The 24,387-nt window shown below is 54.5% G+C and carries 22 protein-coding genes; 15 read left to right on the top strand and 7 right to left on the bottom strand.

Features of this window, described 5'->3' with window-relative positions; translation table 11 throughout:
* Window positions 1-933, top strand: coding sequence for a DMT family transporter (locus KO492_RS17045; protein WP_216046075.1), 933 nt, complete (start codon window positions 1-3; stop codon window positions 931-933).
* Window positions 934-1,373: 440 nt separating this feature from the next.
* Here KO492_RS17045 and KO492_RS17040 read toward each other — a convergent pair whose 3' ends face one another.
* The 5 genes from KO492_RS17040 to KO492_RS17020 form a co-directional block, all read right to left on the bottom strand.
* Window positions 1,374-1,982 carry a sulfite oxidase heme-binding subunit YedZ gene (locus KO492_RS17040; RefSeq protein ID WP_216046074.1) on the bottom strand — a complete coding sequence of 203 codons (609 nt, stop codon included), beginning with the start codon at window positions 1,980-1,982 and terminating at the stop codon, window positions 1,374-1,376.
* Window positions 1,983-2,038: 56 nt separating this feature from the next.
* Window positions 2,039-2,884, bottom strand: a complete 846-nt coding sequence (locus KO492_RS17035; RefSeq protein WP_216046073.1) for an NAD(P)H-binding protein — start codon at window positions 2,882-2,884, stop codon at window positions 2,039-2,041.
* Between the two features lie 64 nt (window positions 2,885-2,948).
* On the bottom strand, window positions 2,949-3,440 hold the full coding sequence (locus KO492_RS17030) for a nuclear transport factor 2 family protein (protein WP_252735598.1): 492 nt from the start codon (window positions 3,438-3,440) through the stop codon (window positions 2,949-2,951).
* A gap of 49 nt (window positions 3,441-3,489) precedes the next feature.
* Window positions 3,490-4,332: a nuclear transport factor 2 family protein gene (locus KO492_RS17025; RefSeq protein WP_216046072.1), complete on the bottom strand. Its 843-nt coding sequence runs from the start codon at window positions 4,330-4,332 to the stop codon at window positions 3,490-3,492.
* Window positions 4,333-4,389: 57 nt separating this feature from the next.
* Complete coding sequence (locus tag KO492_RS17020; protein WP_216046071.1) at window positions 4,390-4,665, bottom strand: DUF2218 domain-containing protein; 276 nt, start codon at window positions 4,663-4,665, stop codon at window positions 4,390-4,392.
* Window positions 4,666-4,761: 96 nt separating this feature from the next.
* On the opposite strand from KO492_RS17020, the gene KO492_RS17015 reads away from it, so the two are divergent.
* A complete protein-coding gene (locus tag KO492_RS17015; protein ID WP_216046070.1) occupies window positions 4,762-5,646 on the top strand; it encodes a LysR family transcriptional regulator in 885 nt (294 codons plus the stop codon).
* Between the two features lie 928 nt (window positions 5,647-6,574).
* Here the strand turns inward: KO492_RS17015 and KO492_RS17010 are convergent.
* Both KO492_RS17010 and KO492_RS17005 read right to left on the bottom strand, forming a co-directional pair.
* Window positions 6,575-7,741 carry an ABC transporter substrate-binding protein gene (locus tag KO492_RS17010; RefSeq protein ID WP_216046069.1) on the bottom strand — a complete coding sequence of 389 codons (1,167 nt, stop codon included), beginning with the start codon at window positions 7,739-7,741 and terminating at the stop codon, window positions 6,575-6,577.
* Window positions 7,742-8,037: 296 nt separating this feature from the next.
* Window positions 8,038-11,643, bottom strand: coding sequence for a hydantoinase B/oxoprolinase family protein (locus KO492_RS17005; RefSeq protein ID WP_216046068.1), 3,606 nt, complete (start codon window positions 11,641-11,643; stop codon window positions 8,038-8,040).
* A gap of 250 nt (window positions 11,644-11,893) precedes the next feature.
* Between KO492_RS17005 and KO492_RS17000 the strand changes: the two genes are divergently transcribed.
* From KO492_RS17000 to KO492_RS16940, 13 genes are all read left to right on the top strand, one after another.
* Window positions 11,894-12,904 carry a zinc-binding dehydrogenase gene (locus KO492_RS17000; protein ID WP_216046067.1) on the top strand — a complete coding sequence of 337 codons (1,011 nt, stop codon included), beginning with the start codon at window positions 11,894-11,896 and terminating at the stop codon, window positions 12,902-12,904.
* A gap of 3 nt (window positions 12,905-12,907) precedes the next feature.
* A complete protein-coding gene (locus tag KO492_RS16995) occupies window positions 12,908-13,315 on the top strand; it encodes a PaaI family thioesterase (protein WP_216046066.1) in 408 nt (135 codons plus the stop codon).
* A 99-nt stretch (window positions 13,316-13,414) separates the two neighbouring features.
* Complete coding sequence (locus tag KO492_RS16990; RefSeq protein ID WP_216046065.1) at window positions 13,415-14,338, top strand: branched-chain amino acid ABC transporter permease; 924 nt, start codon at window positions 13,415-13,417, stop codon at window positions 14,336-14,338.
* Between the two features lie 4 nt (window positions 14,339-14,342).
* Complete coding sequence (locus tag KO492_RS16985) at window positions 14,343-15,317, top strand: branched-chain amino acid ABC transporter permease (RefSeq protein WP_216046064.1); 975 nt, start codon at window positions 14,343-14,345, stop codon at window positions 15,315-15,317.
* Complete coding sequence (locus tag KO492_RS16980; protein ID WP_216046063.1) at window positions 15,317-16,105, top strand: ABC transporter ATP-binding protein; 789 nt, start codon at window positions 15,317-15,319, stop codon at window positions 16,103-16,105. Before KO492_RS16985 ends, KO492_RS16980 begins: the two co-directional genes overlap by 1 nt.
* Window positions 16,105-16,806 (top strand): ABC transporter ATP-binding protein, encoded by a 702-nt coding sequence (locus KO492_RS16975; RefSeq protein WP_216046062.1) that lies wholly within the window; start codon window positions 16,105-16,107, stop codon window positions 16,804-16,806. Before KO492_RS16980 ends, KO492_RS16975 begins: the two co-directional genes overlap by 1 nt.
* Before the next feature lie 174 nt (window positions 16,807-16,980).
* Window positions 16,981-17,928 carry an alpha/beta fold hydrolase gene (locus KO492_RS16970; RefSeq protein ID WP_216046061.1) on the top strand — a complete coding sequence of 316 codons (948 nt, stop codon included), beginning with the start codon at window positions 16,981-16,983 and terminating at the stop codon, window positions 17,926-17,928.
* 20 nt (window positions 17,929-17,948) lie between these two features.
* The gene (locus tag KO492_RS16965; protein ID WP_216046060.1) at window positions 17,949-19,556 is read left to right on the top strand and encodes a class I adenylate-forming enzyme family protein; all 1,608 of its coding nucleotides are present in this window, start codon (window positions 17,949-17,951) and stop codon (window positions 19,554-19,556) included.
* A 182-nt stretch (window positions 19,557-19,738) separates the two neighbouring features.
* Window positions 19,739-20,530: a GntR family transcriptional regulator gene (locus KO492_RS16960; RefSeq protein WP_216046059.1), complete on the top strand. Its 792-nt coding sequence runs from the start codon at window positions 19,739-19,741 to the stop codon at window positions 20,528-20,530.
* Window positions 20,531-20,567: 37 nt separating this feature from the next.
* Window positions 20,568-21,212, top strand: coding sequence for a TetR/AcrR family transcriptional regulator (locus tag KO492_RS16955; protein WP_216046058.1), 645 nt, complete (start codon window positions 20,568-20,570; stop codon window positions 21,210-21,212).
* Between the two features lie 165 nt (window positions 21,213-21,377).
* Entirely contained in the window at window positions 21,378-22,829 is a 1,452-nt protein-coding gene (locus KO492_RS16950) for a cytochrome P450 (RefSeq protein ID WP_216046057.1), read from the top strand.
* A 12-nt stretch (window positions 22,830-22,841) separates the two neighbouring features.
* Window positions 22,842-23,030, top strand: a complete 189-nt coding sequence (locus tag KO492_RS16945; RefSeq protein WP_216046056.1) for a ferredoxin — start codon at window positions 22,842-22,844, stop codon at window positions 23,028-23,030.
* A 3-nt stretch (window positions 23,031-23,033) separates the two neighbouring features.
* Entirely contained in the window at window positions 23,034-24,230 is a 1,197-nt protein-coding gene (locus tag KO492_RS16940) for an NAD(P)/FAD-dependent oxidoreductase (protein WP_216046055.1), read from the top strand.
* Window positions 24,231-24,387 lie beyond the last annotated feature (157 nt).

Here is a 24,387-nt window from a genome sequence, read left to right as displayed (position 1 = left end):
ATGATGCAGGGACAAGCTTGGGGCGTGGTCGCAATCCTTTTCTCGGCTATTGTCTGGGGCACGACCGGAACGGCGGCAACATTTGCGCCCGATGTCAGTGCTGCCGCGATTGGTGCTGCCGCAATGGGGGTCGGTGGCATCGCACAAGCGTTAGTGGCCGCACGCGGCATCGCGCGATCTCGAACTGCCCTTTGGGATCAGCGTCGGCTTCTGGTGATTGGCGCGCTTTCGGTTGCGATTTATCCTCTGACTTTCTATGGCGCGATGCGACTGGCTGGCGTGACTGTCGGAACCGTCATTACGATCGGGTCTGCTCCACTGCTCTCGGCGCTTATCGAATATCTGCTGGACCGAAGAAATCTGACTTTACGGTGGTCCGTCGGGGCGCTTGTCGGGCTGGTCGGCATGGTGCTGATCTGCGTTGCAGAAAATCTCTCCCACGGCGAAGTGGTTGGTGGCGACTCCGTGCCTTTGGGTGTGCTTCTGGGGCTGACTGGCGGACTAACCTATGCCCTCTATTCCTGGAGCGCGCGGAAAATGATGCTGCGAGGCACGAGGTCGTCAGTTGCGATGGGGGCCACGTTTGGCCTTGGCGGTCTGCTGCTGATGCCGGTGCTGATCGCGACGGGAGGGCCGTTTCTTGCATCTTGGACAAACGCAGCCGTAGGGATCTACATGGCAGCCGTGCCCATGTTCCTTGGCTACCTTAGCTTTGGATTTGGTCTGGCGCGCGTGCAGGCGAGCATGGCAACCGTCATCACGCTGCTGGAGCCTGTCGTTGCGGCGGTTCTGGCTGTCCTCATCGTCGGAGAGCGCTTGCCGAACCTCGGATGGATTGGCGTGGTCTTGGTTGTCGGGTGCCTTGTCATCATCACGATGCCTATGTCGCTCGGCGGGCGGTTCCGTGCAAAAGCTCAATTTGAGCAATCCTGAACGACAGCTTAGGACTGATAAGCGGTCACTGTGAGCTGGACTATGAACGGCCGAAAGGTCCGCATAGCCGCCGTCGAACACCTAAAATCGCGCTGCAATGCGGAGAATGTCTCCTGCGAGCCCATAGAACGGGTTTTCTGCACCGCAGCCAAGGTCTGCTTTTGAGAAATTAGCAAATATGATCCTGAGATTATGGTCCAAATAACCATCCGCTGAGGAGCGCGAATATCGCAGTGCGACACCCCAGAGCGGCGGATCGCTGCAGGCCCAGGAAGAAGCGATAGCGCTTTGGCTATGTGTGGGCATCCGGTCGGAAATGGACGGTTTCCCTTGCGAGCCTATATCTGAAGAACCGTGGAAGCAGCGGAAAGGCCAAAGCTGTCGTAAGGCCGACGGCGACGGCACGACCTGCCGATTAGGGTTCGGCTTACGGAGTCTTCTTACGCCGCCGCCCGCTGACGACGGCGCGACTGGGTCGACCAGATCCGGTAGATTTCCAAAAGCACGAGCGGCATGAAATGCACTAAGGCCGGCCCGACACCACCCCACTCATGCAGCGCGGCCCAGTGGACGAGGGTCAGCACAGCGGCGGCGTAAACGAATTTCTGAAGCGTTTTCCAGTTGCGGCCAAGTTTGCGCACCCATTCGTCTGTTGATGTTATGGCCAGCGGCACGAAGATCAGGAAGGCCAGCCAGCCCGTCCAGATATAAAGTTTCGAGATTTCGCCTCCGGTGAAGGCCACCGCCCCTTCGTCGAAGAGGTAGAACACCGTATGGGCCAGCGCGTAAAAGAACGCGGCCACGCCGAGGTGACGGCGGCGTTTCATCATCCAGCGCGGCCAGCTTGAATTACGAAACAGCATCATCAGCGGCGTGATCATCATGGTGATGATCATGAACCGTGCCGCGAATTCGCCGGACGGGTGCAGGACATTTTCCACCGCGTCGGGATCGCCTGAGGTCAGCCCGATGATCATCGGAATAGCAGGAAGGCTGAGCAGCGCCCAGAACGTGTAGGGATAATCCCATATGGATTTAAGTGTGGACATGGGGTGTCTCCGTAAGGTCGAGAGTTATACGAAGCGCCGCTGCGCTTACGTCGAAGCTATTTCGCGAAAGTTGAGAAATAATCATCCCAGCTTTGGTGTGGGCGGCCCGTCACGGCCTCGAAATCGCCGGCGCTGTTGTAGTTGCCTTTTCTGATGCCATCGTAAATGCCGCCGATGATGGGGCCGATGAAGTCGCCAAGCTCTGCTGTACGGTCCGCAACGAAATCTGCCGATGTCATTGCGCGATAGGTGAGGTCAGTGCCGAAGGCAGTGTTCAGGTATCCGGCCAGCTGTTGCTGTGTGATGGGCGTGCCGTTCAGGTTGGCTGTCTGTCCGTTCAACCCGTCCTGCGCCACCAATGCGGCGTAGGCATAAGCCAATTCCGACCGCGTGGTGTAGCCGCATTTGCCGTCGCCTGCGCTGTTGGAGATCTCGCCTTTGGCGCGGTAGCTGTCGATGTATTCTACATCCGGTTCAATATAGATGCCGTTGCGCCCGATCGCCCACTCAAGCCCACTGTTGCGAACGTCCGCCTCGGTCTGGCGATTGCTTTCAACAACTGGCGAGAATGCGGTGTCTTCGTCTGGGCCCTGAATGCTGGTGTAGACAATCTTGCGCACGCCTGCGGCCTTGGCTGCCTCAATCACGTTGCGATGTTGCTGAATGCGGTCTTCGGGCGGGGCCATGCCGGACACGAGGACCAGTGCGTCGATACCGTCTATCGATGTGCGCAAATCGTCAGGTTTATCGTAGTCACCGGGGCGAACCTCGATTCCCAACCCTTCGACATGGGCGGGCGTGCGGGCCAGACCGATGACGTTATTGGTGCCAAATTGGTCGATGAGTTTAAGGGCAATTTCCCGACCCAATTGTCCGGAAACGGCTGTTACGGCATAGATCATAAGTCTCTCCTATCGGTCGAGGTTTGAATGGCCCGACACTCAGGCCATTCTGGTGAGTTGGATATCAACCGTGGTAGGCTTGGCTGATTGCGAAACTGTCTTCAAACCAGTGCCACAGGACGACCTGCCCGTCATGGACCTTGGCGCGCAGGGCGAAGGAGAAGTCACCTGTTTCCTTGCCTGAATGCGTTGTGATGCCGTTCATCACGCCGAAAACTGCAACGGTATCGCCCGATGCAAAGGCGTCGGTGTTTTCCCATTTGGTCGTCTGCAGATTTTCGGAAAAGACGCCGAGGAAGGCGAAGATATTCTCTTTGCCGCGGGTCTCGCCGATCCACGGCAGGCTTTCGTCGCCTTCATTGTGCCAGACCATATCGTCTGCCATCAGGGCGCCCATCGCGTCCATATCGCCGGACCCCATCGCGCCCATAAAGGCCATGACTGTGTCGAAAGAGGCTTGTGTTTGTTCGTCCATGGTCTGTGCTCCTACTTGTGTTCCAAGGATGATCGCCAGCGATGCGCCGAGCGATGTTGTCAGAAGTGTTCTGCGGTTCATTTTTTGCTCCTATTTGGTGCACCGCGGGCAGGCCGTCGCGACGTTTGAATTAGAATTTACCAGCTTCGTTGTGCGGCGCGTCTGCCGCTGGCATGGGCGCGATGACGTCCCAATGTTCGACGATCAGCCCGTCTTCGACGCGGAAGATGTCGTAGAATGCGGTGGCATCCGCACCCAGCGTGCCTTCGGACAGTGTCAGAACAAAGTTGCCCTCACCGATCACCTCATGGACTTCGGTGTAGTCCATGCTGATGCCTTGTTCAGCCATCTGGGCCATAAAGGCACCAAAGCCATCAATGCCATCGGCGACCATCGGGTTGTGCTGCGCGTAGTTGGCTGGGTTGATGTATTGGGCGAAGTCGACCTGTTCGTGATTGATTAAGACGCGGGTGAGGAAATCCTCGACAAAGTCTTTGTTGGCGGCAGTCCGGTCGAGGTCGGTAATCTCGGTCGCGCCGTCGATCTGGCTGCGGCCTGACGGGTTCAACGGCTGCTCGGTAATCAGGTTGTCCCAATGTTCGGCGATCTTGCCATTCTCGACGCGAAAGACGTCGAAACCGATGACCGAATCGGGGCCAAACCCTTCGTAGCGGGCATGCACGGCGACCATGTCATCATCGGCGATCACACGGATATATTCGGCGCTAAAGTCGCCGTTGCCGGACAGGAAGGCGACAACGCCTTTCTGTGCTTCGATCCCGTTGGCGAACATCTCGTTGTGCTGGATGATATCCGTTGCGAAATACTTGTCGACAGCTTCGACATCGCCTGCAAGAATCGTGTTTTCCAGCGCTTCGAGAACGAACGCCTTGTTTTCTGCACTGTCGGCGATGGCCGTGATTGGCAATGCAACTGCGAGTGCGGCGGTGGTCATAAGTGTCTTGATCGTCATGTTTAACTCCAAGTTTCAGGAGTGATTGGATCGAATTGAAAGGGGCAGATCGGGGGCTCAGTGCCACTCGATCTGCGGGTTCTCGCGAAAGGCGAAACGTTCGAGGTGGCTGGCGATAACCTGCGCTGTCTTGTCGAGGTCAGCTTTGGTTTCGGCGGAAACCGTCAAGTCCAGCGCTTCGTCACCTGCGGCCAGTTCGCATTGGCCAAACGGCAGTTCGATCCGGCCGTGCTTGCCGTCCAGTTGTACCGGAACCTTGTGGCCGAAGTGTTTGCACAAGGTGCTGAGGTAGCGCTTTGCATGCTCTGTCTTGAATGTCGTTTGAGTGTTCATCGATGTGCTCCTTCAGTGTTGAAGTCACATCTATCGCCTCGGTACTGTTTCGAATATTGTATGAATAGTGATTTGATAGTTCCGGAAAACAGACCAATGATTGATCATTTAAAACACATGGCCGTCTTCGCGCGGGTGGTTGATAAGGGATCCTTCCGCGCGGCGGCGCAAGATATTGGCGTGGCTCCGTCGCGCGTCAGCCAGATGATCACCGATTTAGAAAATCACCTCGGCACGACGCTGCTGTATCGCACGACCCGAAAGCTTGCGCTGACCACAGAAGGCAGAACGCTATACCGGCGCGTCACCGAAATGTTGCGCAGCGCCGAAGCGGGGTTCAACGAAATCAACGCCAACACGCAAGACCCGGTCGGTGCCCTGCGCGTGTCCGTCCCTGCGTTTCTGGCGATGTCCGATCTGTCGACTGCTATGGCCGCATTTATCAAGCGGTACCCCAATGTGGCCCTGTCTTTGCATTATAGCGATCGTAGGGTCGACATCATCGAGAACGGGTTTGATCTTGCGGTTACGGCGGGCACGCTCGCGGACTCAGCTATGATGTCGCGCAAACTGGGCGCTGTCTCTCGGGCGCTGGTCGCCGGTGCGGGATATGCCGCAAGTCGCCCCGTGCCTGCGCGACCCACCGATCTGGAAGACTGGGACTGGATCCAATACCAGCAACGCTCCGACACGGTTAATCTGATTTCAGAGACGGGCAAAACCGAAAAGATTAGCGGGCAATCGCAGATCGAGGTTGATAGCGTCAACGCTCTCTATCACTTCGCATTGCAGGACGTGGGCGTGACGGTCCTAACGGAAAATCTGGCCGCGCAGGGTGTTGCATCTGGCGCGCTTGTCCGGCTTCTGCCCAAGTGGCGACCGCCCGATATCGACCTGCATGCTGTTTGGCCGGACTCTTCGCGGCGGGAAAACCTGACGCTGCTCTTTGTTCGGTTTCTGGCTGATGAACTTGGTCGCTAAGCGATACAGCCAGACTGCGGGCCGCGACGCAGAAACAGCCAGTTCGCAACTCTCGTCGCTTTCCACTGCATGTGCAGCGCCAATACACCGACCGAACGGAAAACCCTTTAAATGGCAGCTTTGTCCCGCAAAGCGGACTTTGACGGTCGTGCCAATGCTGCATCGCGTGTGAAGGACGGCTTCGGGGAAGCCGCACCGCAGCGACAGTTGTCCCCATGAACGGCAGGTCCGAGGCGAAAAGGCAGAAAGCGCTGCGATATATGGAAGTCTACGCACTTCCTGCCTTTTCTATCGAAGCTCTAGAATGATCATAGTCGCCCAATCTTATTAAGAATGGGCGGCATCCCTATTGGGATTCATGCGGCAATGGACTGAGAATATGCAATCCGATCCCGTTTATGCCGGAAACGACGTCTGTTTCGCACACCAAAACTGCGCCGAGAGCAGTCTCTCGTAACGTATTTGCAGCGATTTTCTCCGATAAGGCCGAGGTCTCCCGCCAATGCCATCTGTAACGAACAGCCCTGAATTTCCGGTGCGGTGTAACAGAAGGTCACTTTGTTCTTCGCCTTTTCGCCAGCTGTACGCAAAATCATTTATAAGACGAATGCTATTGAAAGCCTCAAGCGTTTGAACTGCAAAACTACCAGAGCACGCGGCAATTATCATGACTGAGAGGACCCAGCTCGGATCGGCCGCCCATTTGCGCTTAGATGTTTCCCAATCACCTCGATCGTTTCGTTGGTATATTCGTTTTCTCCATGAATGTTGCTAAACTATCATAGGATAGTACGATGGTGATGCGTTTGACTGGTGGCATGCCACCAGTCAAACGCATTAAAGTGCAAACCAAGAACAAATTTTCGGACATCAAGTTATAGTACCTCCGATTTGGAGGTCGTCTCTCAATCTTTCCTTGTAAACATCTTCACATTTTACATTCACCGGCATAGGCATCAGGCATATGTTCAACGATTGTGGCTTGGTTCGACAGGACGTACTGCCCGTTTTCATCTTTTTCGACCTGGCCCAGGTACATGGATTCGATCGGGTGGTTGTTGGTGTTGAACTCGAAATCGCCGCGCACGGATTGAAACGGAGCACTTGTCATTGCGTTGCGAACCGCTTTGAGATCGTCTGCGCTACCCGCTGCGGCAATGGATCCGTCAATTAAGCGCAACGAGTCGTAGGCCATGGCCGCAAATGCCGAGGGCAGGGTGCCGTATTTTTCCTGATAGGCGGCCACAAATTGTGTATTGGCCGGGTTGTCTAAATTGTAGGTCCACGGGGTGGATGCGTAGACGCCCAAGCCGGCATCGCCCACAGCCTCGTTCGCGGCGCCGTTGAATAGGGTGTAAACCGTGTAAAGCGGGGTGCTTAGTTTTGCACCTGACTGATCATATTGTTTGACGAACTGGATGCCGAGACCACCCGGATAGAACGCAAAAACCGCTTCGGGCGATGCGGCTTTCATTGCTGTCAATTCAGCAGAGAAATCGGTTTGCTCCAGCGAGGTGTATACTTCACCCAAAACCTCGCCTTTGTAGGTGCGCTTGAAACCTTCCATCACGTCGCGGCCGGCCTGATAGTTCGGGGCGAGGAGATAGACTTTTTTGATGCCATGATCATTCATATAGGTGCCCGCTGCTTCCGCAGGCTGGTCGTTCTGGTAGGGCACAGCGAAGTAGTAGGGATTGCAGTCTTCACCCGCGAGCGGGGCTGGGGCAGGGTTCGGGCTGATTAGGATCGTCTTGGCCCGGACGACCGGGCGATGCACGGCCATCATCACGTTCGAAAAGCTCGGCCCGATTACGAAATCGACTTTCTCGGAACGCACTAGCTTTTCCGCTGCTTGCTTGCCGATGTCAGGTTTGCGTTGGTCATCTTCATAGATTAGCTCTGCATCGACGCCGCCGAGTTTGCCGCCAAGTTGTTCGTAGGCAAGTTCAACGCCATTGCGCATTTCTTCACCTAGCACTGCGCCGGGACCGGATAGCGAAAAGATCAGGCCGACTTTGACATCAGCCACTGCGGCAGAGGCCAATCCGCAGCTTGCGACAAGAGTGGTCATAGACAGTTTTGTCATGAGTTTCATTTGTGTGCTCCCGTGTTGAATAATTTTATTATCTTTGTATATTAATTTGCTTTGCTGAGAGAAGGTCAACATAAACTTGTATTTTTTCGCCGTTTCCTAAGGAATGCGCGAAAAAGCGGCAGTTTTAACCGAGGCAGCAGGCTTGCGGGTTTTCGTTCTTCAAAATCGTAGGAAAGGGGCTGAAAAAGCCGCAACACATAAGTGTGCTGCGACTTTTAGGTCTTCACAGGGGACGTGAAGTGCGTCACGTAGTGCCAGGGTCGAAACCATTCAGAACCACGAGATTTCTGTCTGCGTCAGGCTGCTCCGTAGCCACCCCCGCCTGGCGTTTCCATGACAAAAACATCGTTGGGGTGTACGTCGATGGCATCGTTGCCGCGCAACTCGATCACGGCTCCATCCGCTCGCACGAGAGCATTGCGGCCACAGGCGCCATCGCCGCCGCCATTCGCGCCTTGGGGGGGGACTTGACGATGCGAGGTGAGCACCGTGGTGGTCATGTTCTCAAGGAAGCGCAGTTTACGAACAATCCCATTCCCGCCCTCAAATGCGCCTGTGCCTCCTGAGCCGTGACGGATCGAGAATTCATCGATCCGCACAGGGAACCGCCATTCCAGCACTTCAGGATCGGTCATCAATGTGTTGGTCATGTGGGAATGCACCGCGTCTGTGCCATCGAATGTTGGCCCGGCACCGGTGCCGCCACAGATCGTTTCGTAGTTTTGGAACTTTTCATTGCCCCAGATGTGGTTGTTCATCGTGCCTTGCGATCCTGCGATCACCCCCAAAGCACCATAAAGAGCATCGGCGATTGACTGGCTCACTTCGGTGTTCCCAGCAATCACAGCTGCCGGATATTTCGGGTTGATCATCGTGCCTTCGGGAACATGAATTCGGATAGGTTTGAGGCAACCCGCGTTCATCGGGATGTCAGAACCCACAAGTGTCCGGAAGACATAGAGAACGACGGCATGACAGATTGAAATAGGAGCGTTGTAGTTGCCCTGGTCCTGCGCCGAGGTGCCGGTGAAATCGATCATCGCTTCACGGGCGTCACGGTCGACTTTGATGTCCACTTCGATCTGAAGGCCGCTGTCGAGTTTGTAGATGTTATGACCGTCTTTGAGTGCGCCTAAAACGCGACGCACGCTTTCTTCAGCGTTGTCCTGAACGTGGCGCATATAGGCTTGTACTACCTCGATTCCGAATTGTTTGACCATCTTGCGCACTTCCGTAGCGCCCGTTTCATTGGCAGCAATCTGGGCGGCGAGGTCGGCTATGTTGTTGTTGATGTTTCGGCAGGGGTATTTGCCAGATCCTAGCAAATCACGGATAGCAGCCTCGAGGAACGTCCCCTGATCGACTATTTTGAAATTGTCGATCAAGACTCCTTCTTCATCGATATGTGTTGAGTCGGGAGGGGCGGAGCCTGGTGTGCGCCCGCCTATATCGGCGTGGTGTCCGCGCGAGCCGACGTAGAACAAAATGTTCTTCCCGGCTTCGTCGAAGACCGGTGTGATGACCGTCACATCGGGGAGGTGTGTTCCCCCGTTGAACGGCGCGTTGAGCATGAAGACATCACCAGGTTTGATCTTGCCGGCATTTTCGCGAATGATGGTGCGCACAGATTCACCCATCGAGCCCAAATGCACTGGAACGTGGGGGGCATTGGCGACCAATTCGCCCTCTGGGTTGAATAGGGCACAGGAGAAATCTAGGCGTTCTTTGATGTTCACCGAGAAGGCTGTGTTGGCAAGCGTTGCGCCCATCTGTTCGGCGATCGACATGAATAGGTTCGAGAAAACCTCAAGCATCACGGGATCGGCTTCGGTGCTGATAGTCGTAGTATTGCGACGCGGTGTAGTGCGATCGAGAATGAGATTCCCCCAGGCATCCACCGTAGCACTCCAGCCATCTTCGATGATGTTGGTTCCTGTGGGTTCGGTGATAATCGCGGGACCAGCCACGGCCTGACCACAGAGCAACTCCTCGCGTTTGTAGAGTGGTGCTTTACGCGGGGCGCCGCCGAAGCTGATTTTGACCTCAGTGGCGGGGGCGGCAAAGGCGCCCTCATTTTCGCCTTTGGCCTCGTGGATCTCCTCGGTCATGCCAATGGCCTCGACCGAAAGCGCCTCGATCACCATGTCACGCTCTGGTTCAGCAAAACCGTATTTGGAGCGGTGGATGTCTTCGAAAGCGGTTCGCATTTCTGCTACGGTGCCAAAAGGTACTTCAAGGGACAAGTGCGATCCCGCGTAGCGCAAATGTGCTACTTGCAGAACTGAAATTTTGTCTGCGTCGACACCTTGATCGATGACTTCAGTGACCGCCTGATCCATCAGGTTTGCAACCTGGTTTTGTGCGATGTCCAGAGAGGCCTCTTCCAAAGCCTGACTGAACTGTGCTTGTTTGAGAGCACGAATTTCCGCGAGCCCCATGCCATACGCGGACAGAACGCCTGCGAACGGGTGCAGGAAGACGCGTTTCATACCCAGCGTATCCGCAACGAGGCAGGCGTGTTGCCCGCCAGCGCCGCCGAAACTGGAGAGCGTATAACCGGTCACATCATACCCACGTTGCACTGAGATTTTTTTAATCGCGCTGGCCATATTTTCGACTGCGATTCGCAAAAATCCTTCGGCAACATCTTCGGCGCGCATTTTTGTTTCGCCTGTTTCTTGGGCAATCTGAACGGCGAGTGCCTCGAATTTCTCGCGGACGACATCGACGGCCAGAGGCTCGTCGGCGTTGGGGCCGAAAACGCGGGGGAAGTGATCTGGCTGAAGTTTACCCAGGAGGACGTTACAATCGGTCACAGTCAGCGGTCCACCACGGCGGTAGCAAGCAGGGCCAGGGTTGGCACCGGCGCTTTCCGGGCCAACCTGAAAGCGACCATCCCTGAAGTTCAGAATTGACCCGCCACCGGCTGCGACGGTGTGAATGCTCATCATTGGCGCGCGCATCCGCACCCCGGCAACCTCGGTTTCGAATGAGCGTTCATAGGTGCCGGCATAATGACAGACGTCGGTGGACGTACCCCCCATGTCAAATCCGATAAGCTTTTCATGGCCAGCTTGCAGCGCGGTTTTCACCATGCCGACAACGCCGCCAGCAGGACCGGACAGGATCGCATCCTTACCCTGGAACATCGAGGCATCGGTAAGACCGCCGCTGGATTGCATGAACAGGAGCTGTTTCTTGTCGTCATTCTCACCCGCATCTAGGGCGGAACGCACCTGTTCGACATACCGACGGAGAATCGGCGAGAGATAGGCATCAACGACGGTTGTGTCGCCGCGACTGACCAGCTTCATCAAGGGGCTGGTTTCATGGCTTGTGGAAATCTGTTCGAATCCGACTTCCTTGGCAATATCAGCAGCTTGTTTTTCATGTGCGGGGTTTTTGTAGCCGTGCATAAAAGCGATGGCGACCGAACGGATGCCGTCGTCATAGGCGGCTTGTAGCGCGGCTTTGGTGGCGTCGAGATCAATGGGGGTGATCACGGTACCGTCCTGATCGAGGCGCTCTGACACTTCCGACGCGGTTTCATAAAGCATTTCGGGCAGCTTGATATGAAGATCGAAAATTCGAGGGCGATTCTGATAGCCGATGCGTAGCAGATCACCGAATCCCTTTGTAATGAGAAGGAGAGTGCGATCACCAGTGCGTTCAAGAAGCGCATTGGTGGCTACGGTGGTGCCCATTTTTACGGCATTGATTTGCCCCGGGGGGATCGGTTGATGGGGTTTGACCCCCAACAGATCGCGGATGCCTTGTACGGCTGCGTCTTCATATTGCTCTGGATTTTCCGATAGCAGTTTATGCGTCAGAAGATCCCCATCGGGCTTGCGCGCTACGATGTCGGTAAAAGTGCCGCCTCGATCAACCCAGAATTGCCACACGATCTTTCTCCTGTTTGCACCGGCTTGAATCTCTATAGGCCGGTTTGTGCCATGCCAGATGGTCTCTGGCGTCCCTGTTTTTAGCCAGCATGATGCTATTTCGCTGACGTGTGACTATTTATTATACTCTGTGTATTTAATTTTGAAGCTTTTTCTTTGTCGATTGTAAAATCGTTCCAAACCGCTTGACCGGCTGCTGTAAACGTGTACCGTCAAATTAAATACTGTATGTATATAACAGGAGAGACAGATGCGGGCTTATCAGCTCAACGCCTATGGAAAACCCGGCACACATCAGCTTCAAGAAGTGGACGCTCCGACCGCCCATGCCGATCAGGTGATCATCCGGAACGAGGCAATCGGTCTCAACTATCCTGATCTTTTGATGGTTCAGGGGATGTATCAAAAGCGGCCTGAGCCTCCCTTCGTTCCAGGACGTGACTGCGCTGGGATCGTGGTTGCCGTTGGCCCAGAGGTGACGGACTTCACAGTTGGAGACAAGGTAGTGGCGCAGACCTTTAGTGGTGCGTTTGCAGAGGTTGTATCCGCGCCCGTCACGCGTGTTTTCCATCGCCCTGACAGTGTGTCGGCCATTGAGGCTGCGGGGGGCATTACGGTATTCAATACTGCATTTGTGGCTGTCTCGATCCGAGCGGGCGTCAAAGCTGGCGACCGTGTGATTGTCACAGGGGCTGCGGGTGGCGTTGGCGCAGCTGCGGTGCAAGTCGCGCGCAACCTTGGCGCCGATGTGGTTGCGATTGTGTCGTCAAAGGCGAAGGCGCAGCATGCGCTGGCCAGCGGAGCAAACAAAGCTCTTATTATTGCGGATCGCAGTGAGGAAGGTCTCAAAAGCTTCTTCAAAAAAGAGGTCCGCACCGCATGGGGCGACGATCGTGGTGCCGATGTGGTGGTCGATACTGTTGGCGGAACCATGTTTACCGCGGGTCTGCGTGCTCTTGGATTCGCGGGGCGCTTGGTGGTTGTGGGTTTTGCCTCGGGCGACATTCCTTCCGCCAAGACGAATTACCTTCTGTACAATAACCTATCGGTCATGGGGGCGCCCCTCGACATTCATTTTGATAATGCGCTTGAGCAAATGCGCGGCGGGACAGACTGGTGGCTTAAACTTATGGCAGAGGGCAAAGCCGTGGCCAATGTTACAAAGACCATTCCTTTCACAGAGTTGATGCAAGGTCTGCAAGATATCCACGATCAGAAGGTCGTAGGCAAAATCGTAGTTACCCTTGGTTCGGCGGGATGACCCATGTCGTTGAGCCCCGATTTCCATCCCTTTCGCCAGGACGACGCTCTGATGAATGCTATCGGTGTGGCAGAGAGAGCGGAAACGGAAGCCGGGGTGGTGCTCCGGATTGTGGCCAATCGTATTGCCGCTAATCCCTTGGGTATTATGCACGGTGGGATGCTCTCGACGATTTCGGATGTCGGTATGTATGAAGCGGCAAAACTGAGCTGTTTCGCAGACTGCGTCACCCTGGCGCAAGAAATGAAATTTCTGCGCGCCGGCTGTTTGGAAACCCCAATCGATGTCGTGTGTACAGTGGTGAAGCCGGGACGCAGCATTGCCTTTACGGCCGCTGAGCTTTGGCAGAGCGGCAAGCTGATCGCGACCTCGACAGGACAATACTTAAAGCTGCCAACTTCGGCGTCGTAGCTGAGGCATACCCGTCACGGTTCCGAAAGAGGGCCGGGCATCTCCTTAAGATAATAAATGAGCCGACAAAACGGCCGTCCAACAGTAAGAGGACTAAAAATGACTGCTCTAATTGCCGAGCAGGTCTTGAATGGCCTGCAGTTAGGTGTGTTGCTGTTCTTGATCGCGGCAGGATTGACGCTGATCTTTGGAGTGATGGACTTCATTAACTTGAGTCATGGCTCCCTGTTCATGCTTGGGGCATATCTTTCGGTCACCTTTATGGGGGTGCTTGGGAATTTCTTCGCCTCGATCCTATGTGCCTGTCTTGTAGTTTTCGTCATCGGAGTGCTGTTTGAAGTCCTTTTGGTCCGGCATCTCTACAACCGAAGCCACCTCGACCATGTACTTGTCACCTTCGGGATGATTCTCTTTGCCAATGAGGCGGTGAGCCTGATCTGGGGATCCGTGCCGATTTTTTCTGGTCTACCCGCAGAACTTTCTTCCCAAGTAAATCTACCCTTTGGCATTGAGTACCCATCTTACCGGCTTTTGGTGATCTTCTCGGGCATCGTTCTAGCTGGAGGACTGTTCTTCCTGATCAACCGCACCCGCATCGGAATGTTGGTGCGGGCGGGAGCTTCCAACCGCACAATGGTGTCGATCTTGGGAGTGAACATCAAACTGCTTTACACGCTTGTCTTTGGGCTGGGAGCCCTGCTGGCGGCTTTCGCCGGAGCCATGGCCGGACCGTTGCTTTCCGTGCAACCCGGTATGGGTGAGGCCATCCTGATCCAGTCTTTTGTCGTCGTCGTAATCGGTGGCCTTGGCTCGATCAATGGCGCGCTTGTCGCTGCGTTAATTGTTGGGTTGATCGATACGATTGGGCGGGCTTTTCTGCGCGATATTTTGGGTTTTGTCATGTCCCCTAGCGTGGCCAGCGAAGCGGGTCCTGCGCTGTCTTCAATGATGATCTACATTCTTATGGCTGTGGTGCTCTTTTTCCGCCCCGAAGGCCTTGTACCTATGCAGAAACGGAGTTGACCACATGGGACGTTTCGATCTTCAAACTCTTTTCGTGCCGCTCATTGCCGTGGCTATAGGTCCGATCTACGCGCTGATAACCGGCGATGCCTATGTGCTTCATGTTTTTGAACGCGCGTTGATTTTTGCGGTGGCGGCGGCAAGCCTCAATCTCATCCTCGGCTTTGGCGGCATGGTCAGCTTTGGTCATGCGGTCTTCATCGGACTTGGGGCCTATGCGACAGGTATATTGTCCAACGCCGACATCACTTCCCTGTGGGTTCATGTGCCGTTCGTACTGGCCGTATGTGCCGTGGTGGCGTTGGTGATCGGTCTGATTGTGCTCCGAACCACGGGGGTGCATTTCATTATGATTACTCTCGCTCTGGCGCAAATTTTTTACTACACGGCTGTGTCCTCGTCGAAATTTGGCGGGGATGACGGTCTGGTCATCAATGAACGCAGCACCTTCTTCGGCTTTTACGATCCTTGGTCTTCGTGGCACTTCTACGGTTTCATTGCGAGCTTTGCTCTGGTGCTGATCTGGATTACGACGGCGATCATTAACTCTGATTTTGGTCTGCGCCTTTTGGCGACTCGAGAAAATTCGCAGAGGGCAGGGGCCCTTGGTTTTCATGTCTTTGGAACGCGCCTTCTGGCTTTTGTTCTTTCTGGGATGATCTGTGGACTAGCGGGGCTGATGCTGGCTAACCAATCCGAATTCGCGACGCCCGGTTATGCGAGCTGGCAGCGCTCGGGTGAGCTCCTGGCCATCGTGATTTTAGGCGGTGTGGGGCTACGAATGGGAGCCGTGTACGGCGCTTTCGCTTTTGTCCTGCTCGAACATGCTTTGGCGTCGTTCACCAATCACTGGCCCTTCATCTTTGGTCCGGTCCTGATCCTCGTGGTGCTGTTTCTGCACCGCGGTGTAGGTGGGTGGGTGGAGCGGGTATTCCATCTTAACCGTTCGAAAACACCTGATTTTGAGGAGGCGCACTGATGACATTATCCACAGTTTCCCAAGCCATACAGCCTGCGTTGCAACTGACGGATATCACAGTACGTTTCGGCGGTATTCTGGCACTGAACAATGTGAACTTGTCGCTACAGCCGGGAGAAATCCACGCGCTTATCGGTCCGAATGGGGCAGGTAAGACGACGCTTGTCTCGGTGTTGTCGGGTGAGTTGACTCCGAACACAGGGACCGTTGCGATTGGGGGGGAGGATATCAGCCATCTCAAACCCTATCAGCGTGCACGATGTGGTCTATTGCGCACATATCAGCTCACCGCGCTGTTCCAGCATATTCCATTGCGCCAGAATATCCTTTTGAGCCTTGAAGCCCGTGATCGGGCGCGGCTTTCATTCGTAGATCTGTTGAGGTTTAGTGCAACTAATCGTTATGAGGCCGAGATTAATTCAGTGCTTGAGGATTTCAGCCTTGCGGCCAAAGCTAATGCTGTACCCGCCTCACTGTCGCATGGCGATCGACGGCGACTAGAGCTTGCTATGGCGATTATTTCGGAACCATCGATCCTGCTGCTCGATGAACCCTTGGCAGGGCTTTCCACGGCCGACGCGCTTTCGTTTGTCGAGATGATCCAACACCGTTTGCGCGGTAAGATCCCGATCCTTTTAATCGAGCACGATATGGATGCGGTTTTTAGCCTCGCCGACGAAATCACCGTAATGGTGAACGGCAATGTGCTAATGACAGGTACACCTGAGGCAGTCCGCAATTCAGCGGAAGTACAAGCCGCTTATCTTTCGGATGAGGATGATTTCTGATGCTGACTTTCGATCGCGTTTCCTCCAGCTATGAAGATAGTCAGGTCCTCTTTGATCTCGAGTTGGAGGTCGAAAGCGGTACGGTGACAACGCTATTGGGGAAAAATGGGATGGGTAAGACCACGACTATCCGCACGCTGTTTGGAATCACGGACAAAATCACAGGCGATATTGTTCTGAATGGCACTCGGATAAACGGGTTTGCACCGCATAAGATCGCTAATATGGGGGTCGCATTGGTGCCGGAAGGACGTCAGGTTTTTCCAACTTTGACCGTAGTTGAAAACCTTGTTGCGACGGCGCGGGCGAAGACTGCGAAAGAGCGCAAACTTGAGATGGACAAGATCTACGCATTGTTTCCACGATTGGCGGAGCGCAAAACATCTTTTGCCAATCTTTTGTCTGGTGGGGAGCAACAGATGCTTGCCATTGGTCGGGCGCTGATGACTAAGCCAAAGTTTCTTATTTTGGACGAAGCGACCGAAGGTCTCGCCCCTGTTGTCCGGCGTGAGATCTGGATGGCACTGCAAGCTCTCAAGGCTGAGGACCTGACCATTCTTGTGATAGACAAGAGTCTCAAGCCCCTCTGCAAACTTGGAGACCGTCACAATATTCTGCAAAAGGGCGCGTTGGCATGGTCTGGCGACTCAGCGGAGCTGGCCGACCCCAACAGCAAAGCGCGGCGTTGCCTGTCGCTGTGAATACGCGAGTGGGCGCTTTTGATTCAGAGAGCGCCACCTCGCCCATATTTTAAGCAGACGTCAAGAAAATAAAGTGGGGAAAACAAGAAGCCTCACTGGGAGCTTTATTTTTTTATACTTAAAGTATTTAATTAAATTTGCTGCAGGTGTGGCAGCCGACAACAAGGATCTGAGATGACACCGCCGATCGACCTGTCCACCTGTGAAACGCATTTCTGTGAGATGGACGACGGGGCAAAAATCGCCTTTCGTCGTTGGTCCGGTCCAAAGCACAAGCGTATCGTGATTTCACACGGGAATGGTCTGGCAGTAGATGGTTTTGCTGAATTCGGTGCTGCGCTTGCGGCAGAATTCGAAATCGTGGCCTTCGATATGCGCAATCATGGTATGAGCCCGCAAAGCCCGCATCCCGACGACCCATGGCCGCGTTATATTGCAGATGTTCCGCTGATCTATAATGCCATTTCGGAAACCTTCGGCGAGAAAGAAACACACGGCGCGTTTCATTCCATGGCTTCTGCCTGCACGCTTATCGCTCAGTCATTAACGCCAAGCCCCTGGTCAACATTGACTCTCTTTGAGCCTCCGATACGTCCAGCAGTTCAATCGAAGGCGATGGAAGACTTTGACCAGATCCAAGCGTCGTTGTCGGCGCGTGCAGCTAAGCGGCGCCGGACTTTTCCCTCCCCTGCAAAACTCGCTGCCTCCTTTGAGCGGGCCCCGAGTTTTGGGGGAATTCCCAAATCCTCGATTGAGCGTCTCGCAGCGGGGTCTGTGTTCGAACGCGGTACCAATTCCGAAGAGCCGTGGGAGCTTGTGCTCATGCCCGAGGCGGAGGCGCTCAATTTCATCAAGGCCAATGACCTGCACTTGTATTGGGACGGCCTGTCGAATGTGAAAACGCCTGTTCAGATCATCACAGGGGATCGTGTAAGCCACGACATGCCTTATTTGATCGATATCGCAGATATCATGGCGATGCAGTTCGGTTTCCCGATCGCGTCGGTGGCGGGCACCAATCATTTCATGCAGCTGCAAGAGCCTGAGCTCTGCGCACAGCATATCTTTGACTTCGTGAAGAAAAATAAAAGCGGAAAAAATTCCGTGGATAACCAAGCATAAGCGCTCAAGGGAGAAAACGAATGCTTCCAGATACCCAATCACCGATTTCCGTCCGTCCGGAACGCTTCGAGACAATACTCGAGGCGTTGCGTTACTGGGCTACTGCCCGCCCGGAGGCGTTGGCCGTAGACACCCATGATCACGGGCGTCTGAACTATGCCGATCTATTGGATCAGGCCGAGGCGCTGGCCGCTGGCTTTCTTTCTCTTGGGTTGAAGGCCGGAGATCGTGTCGCAATTCAGATTCCCTCGTCGCCGGAATTTGTGACCGCTTATTTTGCCTGTCAAATATCTGGATGTGTTCTGACCACATACCATATGCCTTATCGCCAAGAAGAACTTCGCCCGCTGGTGAGTTTTTCACGACCCAAAGCGGTGTTGACCTCGCAGGTTGGCAAATACAATGGGCCAGAGACTATGGCGCTTTTGGCCTCGGAAACGGGCACGATGGATCATATCATCGTGGTCGGTGGAGAGGCCTCCGAGGGAGAGGTGAGCTTTCACATGCTGATCAACGAGAACCGTGGCAAACCGCTGCCTCCGGTACCTCCGGTCAAGAGCGAACTGGCGCTGTGTTTCACCTCTGGTACCTCCGCTGCGCCGAAAGCGGTGCTTCGCACTCAGGACATTATCACCGAAAACGCACACATCTTTTCCGAAATGCTCTCGATGACAGAGGATGATCGGATCATGATTGCTCCTCCTCTCACTCATGTGTTCGGTCTCTCTTGTGCGGGGAATGCGATTTATTCCGGCGCTGCTATTGTGCCGATCCCGTTGTTTTCACCTAAAATCTACGCGCATTATCTCACGGAAATGGCTCCCACAGTGGTTTATTCCGCGCCTGCACACCTTGCAGCGACTCTTAAAAGCGGCGCTATGGAAAATAAACCGCCAGTTACGGTACGGGATGTGATTGTTGGCGGCTCGATTTGCCCTCCAAAAGTCGCTGAGGCTTTTGAGGCGCACTTGCCCAACGGGCGGGTGGGCAGTTTGTTCGGTATGACGGAGATGGCACTTGCCACCCAGACTGACCCAAACGACCCACCGGCAATCCGCCACGGGACTGTGGGCAAGTTGGCCAAGGGTCTCAAAATTCGGGTCATGAGCCGAGAGGGCATGGAACTTCCTGCCGGTGAAGAGGGTGAAATGCAGCTTTCTGGTTATTCGGTACTCAGCGAATATCATGACAACCCCGGAGCCAATGAAAGCGCCTTTACAGACGATGGGTGGTTCCGCACCGGCGATCTTGCTATGCTGGACGAGGAGGGGAATATCATGATCACCGGTCGGTCTAAGGACATCATCAATCGCGGGTCGATCAAGATTAATCCATCTGATATTGAAAGCCTCGTGGATGCCCATCCGTCGGTTATTCAGTCTGCGCTCGTGCCAATGCCTGATCCGGTTCTTGGGGAACGTATCTGTGCTTATGCTGTGTTAAAGCCCGGAGAAAGTCTCAATCTACCGCAATTGTGTGCATTCCTTGAAAGCAAGCATATCGGGAAAATGCGTTGGCCCGAGCGTCTTGAAATCCTGGATGAAATGCCGATGACGCCGACGCGCAAAATTATCAAACCTGTGTTGGTCGCGGATATTCGGAAAAAGCTTGAGGATGAAGAGGCCTGAGATCGGCACGTCCGCTTGCTAGCATAGCGGAAATACGGCCCGACAGCATGAACTTGCGGTCGGGCCGTATTTTTAAATATATAAGATGAGTTTTTAAGAGGTTCTGCGCCTTGATTATATTTGGGTGGTCGTAGGGACAGAGAAATAATAAGCGCAGCAGGCGCGGTGAGGATAGATTGGATATGGCGAAAACGACGATCACCAATGCCGAGGGAAATTTCGGTCACGCCGAGATTGAAACGCGGGGAAAACGCGGACGGCCACGTGGTCAAGCGACACAGATGGTATACGACGCTTTACGCGACGAAATTCTGACGCTTGAAGCCAAGCCTGGCACATATCTTGATGAAACCCTGTTAGAAAAACGCTTTGGCGTTTCACGCACGCCTATTCGTGAGGCTCTAATTCGTTTGCAATCTGATCGGCTTGTGCGATTTTCAGCCAATCGCGGGCATTTTGTCGAACTGATCAGCATTGAAGAGGTGCCTCGTATTTTTGAGGCGATGGACCTCTATCAGGCGGCCGTTTTACGTCTGGCGGCGCAGCGGCACACACCTAAAATTTTGCAGGAACTCCATGAGATAAACGAGGCCTATCTTGCCGCGGCGGATGCCTACGACCATAAAGTGATGACGGAAATGAATCACCGTTTCCATTTGCGAATTGGCGAAGCTTCCGGCAACAGCTTCTTGGCAGAAGCCTATACAACAGCACTGAATTATACGCTTCGGTTGACCTATCTGATGTTTGAAAAGGCGCGCAGTCAGCCCAGTTTGCGCGATGGCTATTACCATCGTGTATATGACGAGCATAAAGAAATGCTCGCGCTGATAGAGCAAGGAGAGGCGGATACGCTTGAGGCGCTGAGCAAAGAGCATACCCAGCTTTTCTGCGATCGGGTTTCGGACTTCGTAAACGAGCGCGAGTCGTTTCGTTCAAAACCGACCGATTTTTTCTCGGAACCCTTGAGTTAAGCCTACGGCCTGCACGCGTGAGAGGGGGGCAAAGTCAATGACGCCGATTAAAACCGCACTTGATTACGGGTTGCGTGATTATCTCGACGAGGGCCCGTCTGGTCGACGTCAAACCATTGATGTCGCAGCCGCTTTATTTCGGGAGAGGGGATTTGCGGCCGTTTCCATGAACGAAATTGCGAGTGCTGTCGGACTTTCAAAGCCAGGTCTTTATCATCATTGGCCGAGCAAGGATACGATCCTGCATGTGATTGCTCAGCTCTCAGGGGAGATTTTGCTGAACCATCTTGATGTCGTTGAGCGGAGTGGGTTCGCCCCGAGCCAGACACTGCATCACTATGTGATTTCTCGTCTCGAAGCCGTGACACAACATCAGGACCTTTTCACAGTTACTTGGCAAGAGCGCGCTATTTTGGGCACGCGCACCTTCGAAGGTTTGGCGCGCATGGCGGAAGATTACCGTCGTCGCGTCCGAGCACTTATTGATACAGCCAAATCCGAGGGGGCCATCAAACCCGATGTAGACAGTCATCTTTTGATGCTGGCGCTCGACGGGATGACGGGTTGGGCCTATTTTTGGTATCGGCCATCCGGGGATTTTGACATTCGCGAAATTAGCGATGCGTTTTGGGCGATGTTGGGCATGGGTGTGCTAATGCCAGACGGAGCAAATCAGCCCTAAGCTCCCTGACTTATCCTGTTTTGGATTTGGCACAGTAATTTTATACACTCGCGCCTTTTCGGCACCTGTTGCTCCAAAATCTGCCTCGAAAATACGCAAAAACTACGCTGGATGACGAAACTCCTCAGAAGAAAATTGACAGGGTGAAAAGTATTATAATACTAAATGTATATTACCGACCGACTGGTCGGTAGGTGCAAAAGGGTAGAGGTTCGGAACACTGAATGCGCAGAACGCTCGCAGCCGATGTTCCCGAGGCTCACAAAACAACCCTATGTTGAAACAACAGGAAGGCGGATCGCAATGACCGAAGCCAAAGTCCAAACTCCCGCCGCGCGGAGCTGCCCCGTCTCGGGCACCCCCGGCCTTGATGAGATCTCGCTGCTCTCGCCGGAAGCACTGGAATGCCCCTACCACGCTTATGCCAGAGTGAGGGCTGAAGATCCGGTACATCATCTGCCGGACCAGAATCTCTGGATCGTCAGCCGTTACGACGATGTCGACTACGTTCTCTCGAATCCGGAAAAATTCACTTCGAAAGAGGCGTTGTCGAGTGGCAACGCCTATCGCGATTTCCCCGCCGCGCTCAAGGTTTTGAAAAAGTCAAAAGCCCTGCCGCGCCAGCGCACACTGATCCTCGCCGACCCGCCTGTCCATGCGTTTCATCGTAAGGTCGTTCAACGTGCACTTGCGCCGGCAAAGACGCTCCGTGCGTTCGGACCAACGATCAAGGAGCGTGTCAACGGTTTTATCGACTGCTTTGTCGAGGAAGGCCAATTCGAATGCGTTTCTCAGTTTTCAATACCGTTGCCGATGGCACTGGTAAGCATGATCTTCGACGTGACCGAAAAACAGGTCTACGAAATGAAAGGCTGGTCGGACAATTTCTTTTCCGCACTTACCGGTCATGTGGCGGAAGAGACGGTGATGAAGGCCGCACTGGATACGCTTGTGTTCGAGGATTTCGTGCTTGAGCGGATGGAAAAAGCCCGTACCGAAGGCTCGGACTGTTTCATCGGCAAACTGCTCAACGCACCCGAGGACGAACGCCCGCTGACTGATGCCGAGGTGATCAACATCTGTTCTCAGGTGCTAGTGGGCGGTAATGAGAGCACGATCAATTTCATCTCGAACCTCGTCTATGCCATTGCCACAACAAAGGGGCTCGAAGAGCGCCTGCGTAACGAACCGGACCTGTTGCAGAATTTCCTCGAAGAGAACCTGCGTCATGAAGCACCGCTGCAATCCATGTACAGGATCGCACTTGAGTCCGTCGAAGTGGGCGGGGTCACCATCCCCGCAGGGGCAAAGCTGATGCTTAATTTCGGCTCCGCCAACCGTGATGAAGCCCATTACGAGAATGGCGAAGCGCTCGACATCAATCGGGACAACCGAGAAACGCTGCATATGGCGTTTGGCCGCGGCATTCATGCCTGCGCCGGTCAGACGATCGCTCGCCGTGAGGGAATGATCGCCATTCGTGTACTGCTGTCGCGGGTGAAAAATCTACGGATCGCGGAGGGCACGACGCCCGAGCGCAACCCGCTGTTTGGTGTGCGCGGGTTCAAGACCCTGCACGTCGCTTTTGACGCCGTCCCCCAAACCGAAGACGCCTGAGGAGGTTTTGCAATGCCCAAAGTAACTGTCGATATGAACCTGTGTGAATACCATGGTCAATGCGTTTTCGTCGCCCCTAAAGAATTCTGGTTCGATGAGGATGACGAACTGCGTTATGCGGAGGATGTGCCGGAAGACCATCGCGCCCGTGTCGAGAAAGCCGCAAAAGCGTGCCCTCAGCTTGCCATCAAGGTAGAATAAGCCATGGAGACGTGTGAACGTTTTGTCATAGTCGGTGCCTCGCTCACCGGGCTGCGCGCTGCAGAAGCGCTGCGTGACAATGGCTATTCGGGTGAAATTACCCTCGTAGGAGATGAAGCCCACCAGCCATATAACCGTCCGCCGCTCTCCAAACAAATCCTCATCGGAAGTCAGTCCTTTGAGGATCTGGTCTTTCCGATTGAGGACAGTCTTTCGTTGACATGGCGGCTTGGGGCAGCTGCAACGGGTCTCAATATCTCTGCGCGTCAGATCACACTGGCCGATGGTGACGTGTTGCCATATGATCGGTTGCTCATTGCCACCGGCGTGACGCCTTTCGTGCCGCCGATCCCCAATGTCGGGCTCTCAGGTATCCACGCGCTGCGCACCATTGACGATGCCAAGGCCATGAACGCCGCATTGCAACCGGGCCAAAAGATCGCGATTGTCGGAGCGGGCTTCATCGGCTGCGAAGTGGCTGCAAGCGCAAAGATGCGGGGTCTCGACGTCACCGTGATTGACCAGATGGAACGCCCGATGTCGCGCGTTCTGCCGACGGAGCTTTCGCAAATCTTCCGCGATGTCCATGAAGAGGAAGGTGTTAGCTTTCGTTTTGGTGCACGGGTCTCTAGGTTTGAGGGCTCTGATCAAGTCACGGGCGTTACTTTTGAGGATGGCGAAACCATTGCCGCTGATCTCGTGCTTGTGGCGGTGGGGTCACAAGCAACGACCGGATGGCTTGAAGGTTCCGGGTTGGAATTGCGCAACGGCGTCGTCTGTGACGCCCAATGCCGCGCCCGAAATGGTGAGGGACGGATTGCTGCGGCCGGCGACATTGCAATCTGGCCGCATCCAGCCTTTGGCAATGCAGAGATTCGTATAGAGCATTGGACAAATGCGTCCGAGCAAGGAGCTGCTGCGGCGCTCACCTTGATCGGGGTGCGTGACAGAAGTTATGTGCCGTTGCCCTCTTTTTGGTCAGATCAATTTGCGCTTAAGCTCCAGTCAATCGGCCGTCCCGCAGATGCTGACCGGATTAAAATTGTTGCTGGTGCATTGGAGGAACGTAAATTATTGGCTGAATGCTGGTGTGGTGAGGAGTTGATCGGTGCAATTGCAATCAACATGGCTCCGAAGCTCGCGCGTTATCGTCGCAGGATGGAAGAAGAATACCGAGCGTTGAGCGCTTGCAATGAATAATCTGACAGTCTCGAGACTATCAGATATTTTGTGCCCTGGCGCGGCTTTGTTGATGGCGTGGATGCCCCCACCTCCCGGCATCAACAAAGCCCAACACGCCAGAAAATTGACCTCTGCTAAGTGCCACGAAGTGAGGTGCCCCTTATGTATCGGAAGT

This window comes from Celeribacter halophilus (assembly GCF_018860305.1).
Classification (GTDB): domain Bacteria; phylum Pseudomonadota; class Alphaproteobacteria; order Rhodobacterales; family Rhodobacteraceae; genus Celeribacter; species Celeribacter halophilus_A.
Note: the sequence above shows the minus strand (reverse complement) of the source record. Positions and strands in the feature narration are given on the sequence as shown.

Bases quoted from the DNA above. Each gene is read 5' to 3' on its own strand.
- KO492_RS17045 (WP_216046075.1), top strand. From the start codon at position 1: ATGATGCAGGGACAAGCTTGGGGCGTGGTCGCAATCCTTTTCTCGGCT.
- KO492_RS17040 (WP_216046074.1), bottom strand. From the start codon at position 1,982: ATGTCCACACTTAAATCCATATGGGATTATCCCTACACGTTCTGGGCG.
- KO492_RS17035 (WP_216046073.1), bottom strand. From the start codon at position 2,884: ATGATCTATGCCGTAACAGCCGTTTCCGGACAATTGGGTCGGGAAATT.
- KO492_RS17030 (WP_252735598.1), bottom strand. From the start codon at position 3,440: ATGAACCGCAGAACACTTCTGACAACATCGCTCGGCGCATCGCTGGCG.
- KO492_RS17025 (WP_216046072.1), bottom strand. From the start codon at position 4,332: ATGACGATCAAGACACTTATGACCACCGCCGCACTCGCAGTTGCATTG.
- KO492_RS17020 (WP_216046071.1), bottom strand. From the start codon at position 4,665: ATGAACACTCAAACGACATTCAAGACAGAGCATGCAAAGCGCTACCTC.
- KO492_RS17015 (WP_216046070.1), top strand. From the start codon at position 4,762: ATGATTGATCATTTAAAACACATGGCCGTCTTCGCGCGGGTGGTTGAT.
- KO492_RS17010 (WP_216046069.1), bottom strand. From the start codon at position 7,741: ATGAAACTCATGACAAAACTGTCTATGACCACTCTTGTCGCAAGCTGC.
- KO492_RS17000 (WP_216046067.1), top strand. From the start codon at position 11,894: ATGCGGGCTTATCAGCTCAACGCCTATGGAAAACCCGGCACACATCAG.
- KO492_RS16995 (WP_216046066.1), top strand. From the start codon at position 12,908: ATGTCGTTGAGCCCCGATTTCCATCCCTTTCGCCAGGACGACGCTCTG.
- KO492_RS16990 (WP_216046065.1), top strand. From the start codon at position 13,415: ATGACTGCTCTAATTGCCGAGCAGGTCTTGAATGGCCTGCAGTTAGGT.
- KO492_RS16985 (WP_216046064.1), top strand. From the start codon at position 14,343: ATGGGACGTTTCGATCTTCAAACTCTTTTCGTGCCGCTCATTGCCGTG.
- KO492_RS16980 (WP_216046063.1), top strand. From the start codon at position 15,317: ATGACATTATCCACAGTTTCCCAAGCCATACAGCCTGCGTTGCAACTG.
- KO492_RS16975 (WP_216046062.1), top strand. From the start codon at position 16,105: ATGCTGACTTTCGATCGCGTTTCCTCCAGCTATGAAGATAGTCAGGTC.
- KO492_RS16970 (WP_216046061.1), top strand. From the start codon at position 16,981: ATGACACCGCCGATCGACCTGTCCACCTGTGAAACGCATTTCTGTGAG.
- KO492_RS16965 (WP_216046060.1), top strand. From the start codon at position 17,949: ATGCTTCCAGATACCCAATCACCGATTTCCGTCCGTCCGGAACGCTTC.
- KO492_RS16960 (WP_216046059.1), top strand. From the start codon at position 19,739: ATGGCGAAAACGACGATCACCAATGCCGAGGGAAATTTCGGTCACGCC.
- KO492_RS16955 (WP_216046058.1), top strand. From the start codon at position 20,568: ATGACGCCGATTAAAACCGCACTTGATTACGGGTTGCGTGATTATCTC.
- KO492_RS16950 (WP_216046057.1), top strand. From the start codon at position 21,378: ATGTATATTACCGACCGACTGGTCGGTAGGTGCAAAAGGGTAGAGGTT.
- KO492_RS16945 (WP_216046056.1), top strand. From the start codon at position 22,842: ATGCCCAAAGTAACTGTCGATATGAACCTGTGTGAATACCATGGTCAA.
- KO492_RS16940 (WP_216046055.1), top strand. From the start codon at position 23,034: ATGGAGACGTGTGAACGTTTTGTCATAGTCGGTGCCTCGCTCACCGGG.